General features: G+C 73.6%; 16 protein-coding genes. 7 read left to right on the top strand and 9 right to left on the bottom strand.

Annotation, left to right across the window (positions count from 1 at the left end):
* Positions 1–67: 67 nt before the first annotated feature.
* The 4 genes from A2U95_RS00270 to A2U95_RS00255 form a co-directional block, all read right to left on the bottom strand.
* A complete protein-coding gene (locus A2U95_RS00270) occupies positions 68–508 on the bottom strand; it encodes a winged helix-turn-helix transcriptional regulator (RefSeq protein ID WP_166020215.1) in 441 nt (146 codons plus the stop codon).
* A gap of 213 nt (positions 509–721) precedes the next feature.
* On the bottom strand, positions 722–1,552 hold the full coding sequence (locus A2U95_RS00265) for a pectate lyase (protein ID WP_166020213.1): 831 nt from the start codon (positions 1,550–1,552) through the stop codon (positions 722–724).
* A gap of 83 nt (positions 1,553–1,635) precedes the next feature.
* Positions 1,636–2,502: a hypothetical protein gene (locus tag A2U95_RS00260; protein WP_206282783.1), complete on the bottom strand. Its 867-nt coding sequence runs from the start codon at positions 2,500–2,502 to the stop codon at positions 1,636–1,638.
* Positions 2,499–3,101, bottom strand: a complete 603-nt coding sequence (locus tag A2U95_RS00255) for a SigE family RNA polymerase sigma factor (RefSeq protein WP_166020211.1) — start codon at positions 3,099–3,101, stop codon at positions 2,499–2,501. The genes A2U95_RS00260 and A2U95_RS00255 overlap by 4 nt, the downstream gene beginning before the upstream one ends.
* A 318-nt stretch (positions 3,102–3,419) precedes the next feature.
* Here A2U95_RS00255 and A2U95_RS00250 point away from each other — a divergent pair, with 318 nt between their 5' ends.
* Positions 3,420–4,052, top strand: coding sequence for an SMI1/KNR4 family protein (locus A2U95_RS00250; RefSeq protein WP_166020209.1), 633 nt, complete (start codon positions 3,420–3,422; stop codon positions 4,050–4,052).
* Positions 4,053–4,225: 173 nt separating this feature from the next.
* On the opposite strand, the gene A2U95_RS00245 is transcribed toward A2U95_RS00250, so the two are convergent.
* A complete protein-coding gene (locus A2U95_RS00245; protein WP_166020207.1) occupies positions 4,226–4,891 on the bottom strand; it encodes a class I SAM-dependent methyltransferase in 666 nt (221 codons plus the stop codon).
* A 382-nt stretch (positions 4,892–5,273) separates the two neighbouring features.
* On the opposite strand from A2U95_RS00245, the gene A2U95_RS00240 reads away from it, so the two are divergent.
* Positions 5,274–5,555, top strand: coding sequence for a hypothetical protein (locus A2U95_RS00240; RefSeq protein WP_166020205.1), 282 nt, complete (start codon positions 5,274–5,276; stop codon positions 5,553–5,555).
* A gap of 146 nt (positions 5,556–5,701) precedes the next feature.
* Here A2U95_RS00240 and A2U95_RS00235 read toward each other — a convergent pair whose 3' ends face one another.
* Both A2U95_RS00235 and A2U95_RS00230 read right to left on the bottom strand, forming a co-directional pair.
* Positions 5,702–6,073 carry a MerR family transcriptional regulator gene (locus A2U95_RS00235; protein ID WP_166024614.1) on the bottom strand — a complete coding sequence of 124 codons (372 nt, stop codon included), beginning with the start codon at positions 6,071–6,073 and terminating at the stop codon, positions 5,702–5,704.
* 32 nt (positions 6,074–6,105) lie between these two features.
* Complete coding sequence (locus A2U95_RS00230) at positions 6,106–6,873, bottom strand: SDR family NAD(P)-dependent oxidoreductase (RefSeq protein WP_166020203.1); 768 nt, start codon at positions 6,871–6,873, stop codon at positions 6,106–6,108.
* A 757-nt stretch (positions 6,874–7,630) separates the two neighbouring features.
* On the opposite strand from A2U95_RS00230, the gene A2U95_RS32295 reads away from it, so the two are divergent.
* The 4 genes from A2U95_RS32295 (at position 7,631) to A2U95_RS00210 (ending at position 10,546) form a co-directional block, all read left to right on the top strand.
* On the top strand, positions 7,631–7,849 hold the full coding sequence (locus A2U95_RS32295; RefSeq protein ID WP_240957144.1) for a hypothetical protein: 219 nt from the start codon (positions 7,631–7,633) through the stop codon (positions 7,847–7,849).
* A 110-nt stretch (positions 7,850–7,959) separates the two neighbouring features.
* Complete coding sequence (locus A2U95_RS00220; protein WP_166020201.1) at positions 7,960–8,844, top strand: ABC transporter substrate-binding protein; 885 nt, start codon at positions 7,960–7,962, stop codon at positions 8,842–8,844.
* Positions 8,841–9,794: an amino acid ABC transporter permease gene (locus A2U95_RS00215; RefSeq protein ID WP_166020200.1), complete on the top strand. Its 954-nt coding sequence runs from the start codon at positions 8,841–8,843 to the stop codon at positions 9,792–9,794. Before A2U95_RS00220 ends, A2U95_RS00215 begins: the two co-directional genes overlap by 4 nt.
* A gap of 23 nt (positions 9,795–9,817) precedes the next feature.
* On the top strand, positions 9,818–10,546 hold the full coding sequence (locus A2U95_RS00210; RefSeq protein WP_166024612.1) for an amino acid ABC transporter ATP-binding protein: 729 nt from the start codon (positions 9,818–9,820) through the stop codon (positions 10,544–10,546).
* Positions 10,547–10,746: 200 nt separating this feature from the next.
* Here A2U95_RS00210 and A2U95_RS00205 read toward each other — a convergent pair whose 3' ends face one another.
* The gene (locus A2U95_RS00205) at positions 10,747–11,418 is read right to left on the bottom strand and encodes an MBL fold metallo-hydrolase (RefSeq protein WP_166020198.1); all 672 of its coding nucleotides are present in this window, start codon (positions 11,416–11,418) and stop codon (positions 10,747–10,749) included.
* A gap of 94 nt (positions 11,419–11,512) precedes the next feature.
* Positions 11,513–12,076: an SMI1/KNR4 family protein gene (locus A2U95_RS00200; protein ID WP_240957143.1), complete on the bottom strand. Its 564-nt coding sequence runs from the start codon at positions 12,074–12,076 to the stop codon at positions 11,513–11,515.
* A 265-nt stretch (positions 12,077–12,341) separates the two neighbouring features.
* Here A2U95_RS00200 and A2U95_RS00195 point away from each other — a divergent pair, with 265 nt between their 5' ends.
* Positions 12,342–12,704, top strand: coding sequence for a hypothetical protein (locus A2U95_RS00195; RefSeq protein ID WP_240957142.1), 363 nt, complete (start codon positions 12,342–12,344; stop codon positions 12,702–12,704).
* The last annotated feature ends 125 nt before the right edge of the window (positions 12,705–12,829 follow it).

Below are 12,829 nucleotides of genomic sequence, written 5' to 3'. Positions count from 1 at the left end.
CCTTCTCCCCGGCGGCCTCGCGGTGACTCGTGCCGGGGACGGCGGGAGGACGGCGCCCGGCGCCCCCTCAGACGGCGCGGGCGTCGTAGCTCTCGCGGTGGGCGAGCACCTCGTCCATGTGCACCTCGGCCCAGGCCTTGAGGCCCCGTATCGTCTCGTACAGCGACAGGCCGAGACCGGTCAGCTCGTAGGAGACGGTGACGGGCACGGTCGGCACCACGGTGCGGGTCACCAGACCGTCACGCTCCAGGGAGCGCAGCGTCTGCGTGAGCATCTTCTGGCTGACGCCGGCCAGCAGGCGGGCCAGCTCCGAGTAGCGCATCGCCCGGGGCTCGCCGGCGCACCCGGCCCCCGGCCGCTGCGCGCTGCCGCTGCCGAGCGCGGCCAGGACCAGCGTGACCCACTTGTCGGAGATCCGGTCGAGCAGCTTGTGGCTGGGGCAGGCCGCCACGAAGGCGTTGTGCTCCGCCTTGGCCTGTTCCCTCCGCCGGGCCGCCGTCGTCGCCATCTGCCGCTCCTTCCGCCGTGAGTGCGCACGCACCGTCAAACGCCTTCTTCCCAGAGGAAAGCTACCTCCCGCTGGTGAAGCGGGGCGCTCGCGGTGCCGTCTTCCGGCCCGGCGGGGGACCGCCGTCGAGCGGGCGACCGCCGGCGCCGGACGAGCGGGGCGCCCCGCCGGTACGGACCGGCGGGGCGCCCGGAGCTCACGCGTCCGGCCGGCTCACTTGTAGGTGATGTCCGAGGCCGAGAACTTGCAGTACGTCCCGTCGGGACCGGAACCGAGCTCCTTCGGCTCCTTGCCCGAGTTGTTGCCCTGGTAGCGGATGCAGGTCTTGATCTTCTTCTTGCTGTCGCCGTGGATGCGGATCTTCGACAGCGTGGCCGTGTCGCCGTAGTTGGTGTTGATGCCGACGAGCGACTTGCCGGGCGCGGTCACGTCGATGTCGCTCAGCACGATCGTGCGCTTGTACTGCTTCTTGCAGTTGCCGCAGGAGCGCACCAGCTTGCCGAAGTCCTCCACCTGGAAGCCGCTCACCGTCAGCGTGCCGGCGCCGTTGAACTGGAGCACCTTGTCGTCGGCCTTCCTCGCGCCGCCGCCGATCACCCGGTACTGGGCGGAGGAGGACGTGCCCTTGAAGCTGGCGGCGTCCTCGCCGACGTCCAGCCACCACACGTTCTGCAGCGTGCAGCTGCCCTTGCAGTGCACGCCGTCGGCGGCCGGCGTGCCGATGATGACGTTCTTCAGCGTGGCGCCGTCGGCCAGCTCGAAGATCGGGTCCTGACCCTCGTCCTGGCTGTCACCGCCCAGAGGGCCGGAGCCGTAGAACTTCTTCATCCCGCCGTCGTGGACGCCGGAGACGGGGATGGTCTTCGTGACCGGCTTGCTGCCGGTGTCGGAGGGCCAGGACACGGCGGCACCGGCGGTGGACAGCATCGAGGAGGTGACGATCGCCGCGCCCGTGAGTCCGAGCGCGGAGAATCCGGCGATCACGGCCCGTCGCTTGGTGGTGCGGCGGCGGTGGGAGACGCGCTGTTCGGGTTGTGCAGTCATCGCGATGTCCTTGCGTGTGGGGAGTCTTTGCGTCTCTTGGTCGCCGCAGGGACCCGCGAGGTTGCCGCCGTCCGAAATCTTTTTCACGCGTCTTCGTCGTCCGCGTCCTCTCCGTCGTCCTCCCCGTCGTCACGCGCCGCGAAGTCGCCGCCCACCGCGGCCTGTCCGGACCCGGTGACGGCCGTCGCCGTGTAGCTGTCGCCGCCCGCGTCCCGGCCGCCGCGCTCGTGGTCGTACTGGCCGGCGAACACCCACTCGCCCGGCGCGACGGCGCGGCCCTCCTTGAGGGTCCACGTGTAGACGAGGAAGCCGTCCCGTTCCGCGACGCGGAGCCGGAAGTCCTCCTCGGGCAGGGAGCGCCAGGCACCCGTGGAGGCCACCCCGCCGGTCTGCGCGATCCGCAGCTCCACGGTGAGCGCGGTCAGTTCGACGCGCGTCTTGAGCGTCACGTTGCTCTGCGCCCAGAACTCGGTGCTGTGCGGGTCGACCGAGCCGTCCGACCACAGCGGCCCGTCCTCGACCCCGGCCGGCGGCCGGCTGCCGTCGGACGCCTCCGGCGTGCCGGCCGGGCGGGTGGAGTCGTCCGAGGGGCCGTCCGCCGGGTCCGGCGAGGGGTCCGCCGGAGGCTCGGGCGCCCGGCTCGTGGCCTGCGGTGACGGCGTGGGCGTCGGCGAGACCACCACCTGCCGCTGCGGGGGAGCCTCCTCGCCCTTCACCACGGAGGCCACCGCGTACCCGCCCACCGTCAGCACACCGGCCACCGCCGCCGCGCCCGCCACCCGCACCCAGCCGAACACCGGCATGCGCCGCGCCCGGTGGGCCGGCCGGGCCGGACCGTTCATGCCGCGCTCCACCCGGGCCAGGATGCGCTCCCGGTCGGGCTCGTGCGCCTCGGCCGCCTCGTGCAGCCGGGCGCGCAGTTCCTCGTGCACGTCCCGCCGCATCGTCACCGGTCCCTTCCTGTGGCCCCGCCGGCCCGTTCACGCGCCTTGCCGGCCCCGCCCCCGCGGGCGGACGCGGCCGCCGCGTGCACCTGCCGGGGCACCTCCTGGGTGCCCAGCAGCCGCTGCAGTTCGGCCATCGCCTTCGAGGTCTGGCTCTTCACCGTACCCACCGAGACGCCCAGGGCGAGCGCGGTGTCCTTCTCGGAGAGGTCGAAGGCGTGCCGCAGCACCACGCACGCCCGCTTGCGGAACGGCAGCCGGCGCAACGCCTCCTGCACGTCCACCACCCCCGGCACGTCGGGGTTCTCGGTCCGCTCCTCGCGCTGGGGCCAGAACAGGGCGATCCGGCGGCGCTCGCGCACCGTGCTGCGGATCCGGGTGCGGGCCAGGTTGGCGACCACGCCCCGGGCGTAGGCCGCCGGATGGTCGGCGTCGCGCATCCGGTCCCAGCGCTGCCACAGCGCCAGCAGAGCGTCCGCCGCCAGGTCGTCGGCGGCGTCCGGTTCACCCGTCAGCAGATGGGCCAGCCGGGACAGTTCGGCGTAGTGGCGCTCGAAGAACGCGTGGAACTCCGCGGAGGCGGCGTCGTCGACGACGGTGCCCACGGGCGACCTCCCCTCGCAGCGGTGTCGGGCACCCGACCGGGCACCGGTGATGGAATGTCATGTAGATGACACGTGAGCGTCCGGAGTGCCGGCGCGGGTTCCGGAGCGTATCAGTGATCTTTCCCGGGCTTCCGAGGAGGTCGAACGGGGTCCGGGCGGGCGGCGGGGTCCGGGCGGGCGGCGTGACGGGAGCGGTCACGGCGGACCGGCCGGGCCCGCGGGCCGCACGTCCGTTCCGGCCGCCGTCACGGCCTGGGCGGCACGGCCACCGGGTCCGTCAAGGCGGAGCAGGCCCGAGGAGTGGGGCAGGATGGCGTCATGGCACAACGGATCCTGCCCCCGTCGGAATCCTGGCGCCGGATCGACACCTGGCTGGCGGCCCACGCGGCATCCGATGCCGCCCGGCTCAATCCGCCGGCGACGCGGGACGAGCTCCAGCGGGCGGAGCGGCTTCTCGGCACCCCGCTGCCCGGTGATCTCGCCGAGTCCCTGCGATGCCACAACGGGGTGAGCGCCTGGTCGGCCTTCCTGCCGGAGCAGTCACCGCTCACGGTGAGCGGTGTCGTGGACCGCTGGCGGACGTACAGGGATGTCGCGGCGGAGAACGACGGTCTGACCCGTCGCCCCTGGGACGACGAGCCCTGGTGGCACCCTCTCTGGATTCCCTGGGCCGAGGGCGCCGACGGCGGGGCACAGGTGATCGACCAGCGTCCCGGCCCGGACGCGGGCCGTCTCGGCTGGGCGGGCCACGGCGGTGGCGGCGACTTCACCGACGCCTGGCCTGATCTGGCGAGCCTTCTCCACGCAGTCGCGCGTGCGCTCACCGAAGGCGGTGGCGTGCGTGGGCTGCACCCCTACCTCACCGCACGAGGCGAGCTCTGGTGGGACGAGGAAGGCCGCGAGGAAATCGACGGCCACCCACTGAGGCCGGCCCCCGTCGGACCACCCTGACCGCCGGTCCCGCAGACCTGCCGCCGCACCGGCGCGAACCACCGGCTGCTCCCGCTTCCCACCGGCGTTCACGTACTCGTCCGGCAATGCGCGGTACCGAAACCCGCCGGCAAGGGCTCCCCGCCGTCACCCGCGCAGCCGTGCGGCGAGGGCCGGGCCCGGCGTCGCCCGCCTCACGGCTCGTTCGTGCCCGGTCCCTCCCGGACGGCGGTGCCGAGGATGTGGGAGGCGGACGGGAGAGGGAAGGAAATGTCGGGGAAGGCGAAGCGGTCCAGTTCGGTGAGGGCGAATCCGGCCCCGGTGATCGCGGCGGCGGTGTCGCGGCCCATGTGACAGCCGCCCGCCAGCAGCGGCCAGACGGTGGCGTCGAGCACGCGCTGGGTGCGTCGCATGCCCGGTGTGGAGGCCCGGACGTGCTCGAAGAACCGCAACTGCCCGCCGGGGCGCAGCACCCGGTGGAGACGGCGGAGCACCTCCGCCTGGTCGGTCACCGAACAGAGGGTGAGGCAGACCACCGCACCGTCGAACGAGCCGTCGGGGAAGGAGAGCCGCTCACCCGTCCCGTCCACGACCTCGACGGGTACGGGAGCGTCCCGGGCGGCCCGTTCGGCCAGGGAGCGGAGCCTGGGTTCGGGCTCCACCGCCACCAGGCGCGCCACCGCCGGCGGGTAGTGCGGGAAGTTGAGACCGTTTCCCGCGCCCAGTTCCAGCACCTCGCCCGCCAAGGGGGCCAGCAGCCGCCGACGGTGTTCGGTGGCTCCGGCGCGCTCCATCCCCGGGCCGGCCACCCGGGCGTAGCAGCGGGCGAAGACCGGTCTTCCGGTGGTCGTTCGTGGCATCTTCCGCCACCGCCTTCCTCGTGCCGTGCGTGCCGGTCTGCGCGGGCCGCCGTCATGAGGCGTTCCACGGGGTGCCTCACGCAGGGACGCCGTTTCACGGTAGACCCGGTGCGCCCGGCACCGCCGGACGACGCCCCCGGTTCCCGGAAGCCCGAGCGGCCATCCGGACCTGCGTCTGCGGGACGACTCCCGGGCGACGACGAGTGCGAGCGGTTTCTCCGCGAGGCCGGGTGCGGGACCTGGGCGCCAGTGGCTCGCCGGCCACCGACGCCTGACGGTGAGGAGGCCCAGGGGCAGGCTGCGAAGATATGATCACACGGTCTCGGCATGGGGCGGGACCGGTGTTCCCGAAGGAGTGCCCACGACCGGAACATGGCAGTTGATGCAGCGGGACACCCTGGTGGCCACCTTGGTGCCCGACGGGACGGATCAGCCGTTCCTGCTGTTCCGGGTGGTTCCGGGACCGGGCTGGGAGCCGGTGAAGCCCTTGTTCGACCGCATGTCGGCAGTCCTGCGCGCCCCGCACCGGACCGGCGCGGAGATGGCGGCGGCACTCGAGCCGGTCGTGGCACTCGGACTGACCGTCGTCCCCGGCCATGGAGGGAACCCGGTGGAGAAGTTCTTCCTCCGGATCGACGGGGACCGGGCCCGTCTGAGGATCTGACGACGCGGAGAGGGCCGGTCCTCCGGCTCGGAACCGGCGCTCGAGCGGCAGCGGGAGCCCGTCGCGCGGGGCGGCCGGCCCGCTGGGTGCGGGCCCGGAGTGCGAGGACGCCCGGCTCCCCGGCATCCGTCGAGCGGGGCGGGAGGTCAGGCCACCGGCCGGGCCCGGCCGCCGGTCGCCCGGTGCAGTGCGGCCTGGAGGCGGTCCCGGACCGCGGTCTGGGCGGCGATGCGTTCGTCGAGGACCGCCAGCCGCTCCAGCGCCACCCGTACGCCCCTGTCGGAGGGCGGTGCCGTGGTCAGGTCCCCGTCCAGGCACGGCAGGAAGACCCGTACGTCGTCCAGGGTGAGCCCGGCGGCCAGGAGGTGGCGGATGTTGCGGACCCGCACCACCGCCCGCTCGCCGTAGACGCGGTAGCCGTTGGGGGCCCGCTCCGAGGAGATCAGCCCGGCCTGCTCGTAGTGCCGCAGCGCACGGGCCGTCGCCCCGGTCGCCCTGGCCAGCTCACCGATCCGCACCCGCCCCGCCCCCTTCCGGAGCACCACTCCTATCACGCCACGACCGCCCCGCCGTCGACCGCAAGGACCACCCCGGTGACGAACGACGCGGCCGGCGCGGCGAGCCGGGTGATCGCCCAGGCCACCTCCTGCGGCCGGCCGATCCGGCCCAGCGGCGTGTGCGCCAGCTGCCACTCGCGCACCGCGGCCATCTGCTCCGGCGTCAGGCCCTGGTGCTCGCCGATCGGGGTGTCGACCGCGCCGGGCGCGACCGCCACCACCCGCACCCCGCGGAGCGCCAGTTCGACCGCCCAGCTGCGGGTCAGCGTCTCCAGCGCGGCCTTCGTCGCCGCGTAGACCGAGCTGCCCGGCCAGGCCCGCTGCCCCACCGACGTACTCACGTTGACGATCACTCCGCCGGACGCCTCCAGGGACGCCAGCGCGGCCCGGGCCAGCAGGACGGGTGCGACCAGGTTGGTGGCGAGCTGCGGCGCGATCGTCTCCGGCGTGAGTGTGCCGAGGGCGCCGCTGCGCACGATGCCGGCGTTGTTGACCAGCACGTCCAGCCGGCCGTGCGTCTCCAGTACGGTCCGGACGATCAGCTCGGGCCCGCCGTCGGCGGTGATGTCGGCGGCCAGCGGGGTGATCCGGTCGTGCCCGGCGGCGGTCTCCTCGAGCGGTTCGGCCCGCCGGCCGACGGCCAGGACGCGGGCGCCCTCGGCGGCGAAGGCGCGCGCGGTGGCCCTGCCGATACCGGTGCCGGCACCGGTGACGACGACGGTCCTGCCGGTCCGGGACGCGGTGCTGCTGCTGTTGTCCATGCCGGCCATCGTCCAACCCTGCCGCCAGCGGCAGGGTCAAGCGACGCCCGGTGGGCCTGTGGCCGGCGCCCCGCACCGCCCCCCGAGGAACACGATCCCCCTCCACGAGGGTGACCTCGACGCGTTCCCCGCCTCGATGACGAAGCCCATCAGCGGCGGCGGCCTGCTGCGGAAGACCTGCTGCCGTGCCGGCCACGAGGTGACCCGCCTGCCGGCCCCATCGTCGTCCGGCGGAGGCCGCAGCACTCCGGAACCACCCCGGGCCACCGGCAACCCGGCCGTACTCCCTGGGCCGCAGCTCCTCCCCCGGACGGTCCGCCAGGGGGCGCAGACATTCCGCGCGGTCCGATCCGGGAAGCCGATGCGGCGGGGTGCGCAGAGGCGGGAGTCTTCAGCACAGCAGCCGGTCCCGGAAGGCCAGGAGCTGATCCCATGACCGTCGTCGCGCCATCTCCCGAACCCATGGCTCCTCCTGCCGCCGCGCCGGTGCCTCCATGGGCCCGGCGCGCCGCGGCCGCGGTGTTGTGGATCTCCCTGCCTTCGGCACTGTGGCGGCTTGCCGCGGTGCTCGGTGTTCCGCTGGGGCTCGCCGTGTCCGAGTACGACGCGATGCTCATCCCCGGGTGGGGGGTACCTCGTCCTTCCGCTGCTGTCCCTGCTGCAGGAGGCAGCGGCATCTCTGACGCTCGGACTGGTGAGGCCGTGGGGCGAGGTGTGGCCGCGGTGGGTCCCGGGTCTGCGCGGGCGCGGTGTCCCGGTGCTCGCCGTGACCGTGACCGGGGCGCTGGGCGCGCTCGCCTGCACCGTGCACGGCGTGGCCTTCGTGTGGACCACGCTGCGTGCGGACATGGCGATCACTTTGTGGGGCGAGTGGGTGATGACCGTCTGCTACCTGCCGGTGGTGGCGTGGGGACCGCTGTTGGCCGCGGTCACGGTGCACCACCACCGGCGCCGCACGCGCGGCACGCGCGGTTGACCGGTGCGCGGCACCGTCCTTGTTCGCAGAACCGCAACACCCGTTCCCAGCATGCGGACCATCACGGGGCGCCCTCGACAAAGCGGGGAGACCGCTGCCACTCTCCCGCCATGCCTCTCGTCCCTCCTGTCCTGCGCCGCGTCCTCGCCGGCGCCACCGTCGCCCTCCTCGCGACAGCGGTCGGCTGCGCCCCGCAACCCGGGACCGACGCGTCCGCCGGGCCCTCCGGGTCGGCCGGTCCTTCGTGCGCCCCGGGCAAGCTCGCCACGAAGACCTCCGGCAAGCTGACGATCGCCACCGACCAGCCCGCCTACGAGCCGTGGTTCAAGGACGACGACCCGGCCAACGGCGAGGGCTTCGAGTCGGCCGTCGCGTACGCCGTGGCGGAGGAGCTCGGGTACGGCGAGGACGCCGTGGTCTGGCAGAGCGTCCCGTTCAACAAGGCCTTCGCCCCGGGGGAGAAGACCTTCGACTTCGACATCAACCAGGTCTCCGTCAGCGACGAGCGCAGGAAGGCCGTGGACTTCTCCTCCGGCTACTACGACGTGCGCCAGGCCGTCGTCGCGCTGAAGGACTCCGAGGCCGCGAAGGCGAAGAGCGTCGCCGACCTGAAGGACCTCAGGCTCGGAGCCCAGGTGGGCACCACCAGCCTCACCCACATCGAGGACGTCGTGAAGCCGACCGGGGACGCCGCCGTCTACGGCAGGAACGACCAGGCCAAGTCCGCGCTGAGGAACGGCCAGGTCGACGCGATCGTCGTCGACCTGCCGACCGCGTTCCACATCACCGCCGCCGAGGTGACCGACGCCGAGATCGTCGGCCAGTTCGAGGATCTGGGCGGCGCTCCCGAGCAGTTCGGGCTGGTGCTGGACAAGGGCAGCGCGCTCACCGGCTGCGTGACGGACGCCGTGGACGTGCTCCGCGAGGACGGCACCCTGGCGGAGCTCGAGCAGAGGTGGCTGGCCGACGCCGTCGACGCCCCGGTGCTCAGGTGACCGTCGTCGAGGACGAGCCCGGCCGCGACGGCGCGGACGACGGGAACGACGGGAACGACGAGGACAGGAGGGACGGCCCGGCCGGCCCGCCCGGCGCCGCGGACCCCTACGTCCCGTCGCCGCGCAGGCTGGAGCGCGAGCGGTACCGGCGTGCCCGGGCCCGCCGCGCCACGGCGATCGCCGCCCTGTCGACCCTGGTCACCGGGGCCGCGCTCCACCTGCTCGTCGTCGGCGCGCCCGGCTGGCCGCGCACCAGGGAGACGTTCTTCAGCCCGGAGTACGCGCGCGAGGCGTTCCCCAAGGTCCTGGAAGGGCTCTGGCTGAACCTGCGGCTGCTGCTGGTGTGCGGCGCCGCCGTGCTGGTCCTCGGCATGCTCGTCGCCGTGGCCCGCACCCTGCGCGGCCCGGTGTTCTTCCCGCTGCGGGTGCTGGCCGCGGCGTACACGGACTTCTTCCGCGGGCTGCCGCTGATCATCAACCTGATGATCGTGGTCCTGGGCGTCCCCGCGCTGCGGCTGCAGGGCGTCACCGTCGACCCGGTGCTGCTCGGCGGCACGGCGCTGACGCTGACGTACTCGGCCTACGTCGCCGAGGTGTTCCGCGCGGGCATCGAGTCGGTGCACCCCTCGCAGCGCGCCGCCGCCCGCTCCCTGGGCCTGACCAACCGGCAGGCGCTGCGGTTCGTGGTGCTGCCGCAGGCGGTGCGCCGCCAGGTGCCGCCGCTGCTGAACGACCTGGTCTCCCTGCAGAAGGACACCGGCCTGGTGTCGATCGGGGGCGCGGTCGACGCCGTGCGCGCGGCGGACGTCGTCGTGGGGCGCAGCCTCAACTACACGCCGTACATCGTGGCCGGGCTGGTGTTCGTCGCCCTGACCATCCCGATGACCCGCCTCACGGACTGGGTGACGGCCCGCACGGACCGCCGGCGGGCGCAAGGAGGAATCACGTGAGCGGCGACGTGCCGGTGCTGCGGATGGAGTCCGTGCGCAAGACCTTCGGCGGCTCGGTCGTCCTGCGGGACGTCGGACTCGAGGTGCCCCCGCACACGGTGACCGCGCTGATCGGCGCCTCCGGCTCCGGCAAGTCGACGCTGCTGCGGTGCGCCGGCCTCCTGGAGGAGGTCGACGACGGGACGATCCACCTGGACGGCGAGGAGATCACCGACCCGCGCGCCGACCAGGACGCGGTGCGACGCCGGATCGGCGTGGTCTTCCAGGCGTACAACCTGTTCCCGCACATGACGGTGCTGGACAACATCACGCTCGCCCCCCGCCGGGTGCACCGCGTCCCCCGCGCCCGGGCCGAGGAGCAGGCCCGGGAACTGCTGGAGAGGCTCGGGCTGGGCGGCAGGGCGGGCGACTACCCGGACCGGCTCAGCGGAGGGCAGCAGCAGCGGGTGGCGATCGCCCGCGCCCTCGCCGTGCGGCCCCGGCTGCTGCTGCTCGACGAGATCACCGCGGCCCTCGACCCGGAGCTGGTCGGCGAGGTGCTGGACGTGGTGCGCGGCCTCAAGGACGACGGCATGACCATGGTGCTGGCCACCCACGAGATGGGCTTCGCCCGCGAGGTCGCCGACCAGGTCTGCTTCCTGGACGGCGGCGTGGTGCTGGAGCGCGGCGCCGCCGAGCAGGTCTTCGGCGACCCGCGGCAGGAACGCACGCGGCGCTTCCTGCGACGGATCGTGGACGCGGGCCGCCTGTGAGGGACCGGGGACCCGGGGCAGGGTGAGACGTGCCGCCGTGGCGAAGCCCGGGTGACCCGAACGCACCCCGGGGAACGCCGATGCCGCGCCTCGGCCCGTGACGTCTCAGCGGCCCGGAAGCCAGGAGTCCCGGACCCGGGAACAGAACGCCGGTGCGGGGCCGCCAGTGTGCGCGTGCCCGCCGAGGAACCGGCCGTCCCTCACACCGTTGAGGCGGCCGCTGCTCGCAGCGCGGCCGCCGCACCGTGCGGAATCGGGTCACCGTGCCCGAAAACCGCCGTGTCGGCCTCCAGCTCGGCAAGCCGGCGCAGCGACCCGACGGCCCGGGCACGGTCGGTGTTGAAGACACCCAGCGTGGTCCGGCCGACGTTGGCGACCGCGTCCCCGGTGAACAGCACCCCCGGCCCGGGCAGGTGGAGCGCGATCGACCCGTCCGTGTGCCCGGGCACCGCGACCACCACCGCCCCGCCGCCGAACTCCAGCACGTCGCCGTCCTCCACCTCCCGGTCCACCCGGCACGGCGGGCGCGGCGGCAGCGGCGGAAGGGCGGCCCGGATCGGCACCTCGAACTCTTCCAGCACCGGCGCCGTCCCGACCGCCTCGCCCCGGATCACCGGCGCCTCCAGCCGATGGGCCACCACCTCCGCGCCGTGCCGGACGGCCAGTTCGGCGGCCGAACCCGTGTGGTCCTCGTGCCAGTGCGTCAGCACGATCCACCGCAGCTCGCCTTCCAGCACCTCCTCGATCTCCGCCGCGCGGTCCGCCGTCCCGGTGTCGACCAGCGTCGAACCGTCGTCGTCCCGCCACAGATAGGCCGCCCCCACCGGAAAACGGAGCATGCGCAGCCTCGGCAGCACCTCGATCACGTCCATGCCCCCAGCCTGCACGGTCGCCTCGCCGGGCCAGGTCTTCGTTCGCTGACGGCTCAGCGGAGGCGCGGAACAGGCGTTCGTCCGGAAGCCGGCATCACCGCTCGGTCGGTCCAAGGGCCTGGCCGGCCGTCGTGAAGCGGTGCTCCGCCGGCTTCAGCACTTCGTGGAGGTGGCCGAAGTGGTCCGTCCTGGCCGTCCCTGTGAGCACCGCCAGCAGGAAGGCGAGGCACCCCATGCCGTGGTGCTCCCACAGGGGGCCGCGCCCCTCGTTGTAGAGCACGGTCCAGTCGTCGGGGGACTGCCCGGGCCGCGCCAGCCAGTACAGGAAGGCTCCGGTGCCCTCCTCGAACGCCCACGGCAGGACCCTCGCCCCCGCCTCCCGCAGGCCGGCGGGCTTGTCCTCGAACTCCCACAGCCCGGTCAGGATCTCGTCCCGTTCCCTCGCCTGCGCGTGCAGGTCGCAGTCGTCGTGGGCGGAGTCGGGGACGAGCAGCCAGACCGTCTCGTCGAAGACGCCGTCGCCGTAGGTCTCGACGAGTTGCTTGTAGTCGGCGGGCAGAGCCGTACCGAGGGCGCGCTCGGCCCGCCCCCAGTCCACCGGGGGCGGCGGCTCGGCGGGCGGCGGACAGAGGCGGACAAGCGCATCGAGGGCGATCATGAAACGGACGCTACCGGCACACCGGCCGCTACCCGCTCGCCGGGGTGACGGCCTCGCGCCGGGAACCAGTAACGGGACGGGCCGCGGCGCAGCATGCCCACGGCACCGACGCTCGAGCGGCGCCTGCCGGGTCACACCCGGCCGGAGTGCCGCCCGCGGGGGCGTGGCCGGCGCCGTCTCCCGAAGCATCTCCGACAGTTCCGGCACCTCGGGAGCGCCTCCCGGATCCGTCCGTGAGATCGTCGTGTCCGTGATCGAGTCCTGGGTGATCGGTGACGACAGTCCCGTCCCGGTGTCGTCCGCGGTGGTGCCGGAGGTTCTTCGGTCGAGGATCGGCAGTGGGCGGTTCGAGACACGGCTGACCAGTTCGTCCGGACGGTTGCTGACCTTCGTGACGAATACCGAGCGCGCGATGGTGATGCTGTCCGAAGACGACGGCGATCCCGGCGAGCACGCCGTGGATCCCGGGGCTCAGGGGGTGAGCAGGGGGTTCCTCCTCTCCAACGGGCAGGACGACGAGTACCCGGACGAGGACACCGTTCCCGTCGGTGAGGCGATCGGGCTCGTGGAGCAGATCGTCGGTACGGGCTCCTGGCCCGCGGGCGCGCGCTGGGTGGCCGATCGCTGAGCGGGCTGTCACCGGGGCCGTACGGGAGCGGCAGGGCGGATCACGGCCGTGTGGCGACGGCGAGTTCGTCCGTCGGTGCGGGTCCGTTGCCCGTGGACATGAAGCCTTCCTGCGGGAACCCGCCG

Origin of the sequence: Streptomyces chilikensis (assembly GCF_001642695.1) — a bacterium.
In the GTDB taxonomy this organism is placed as follows: domain Bacteria; phylum Actinomycetota; class Actinomycetes; order Streptomycetales; family Streptomycetaceae; genus Streptomyces; species Streptomyces chilikensis.
This window is presented reverse-complemented; position numbering and strand designations above follow the sequence as displayed.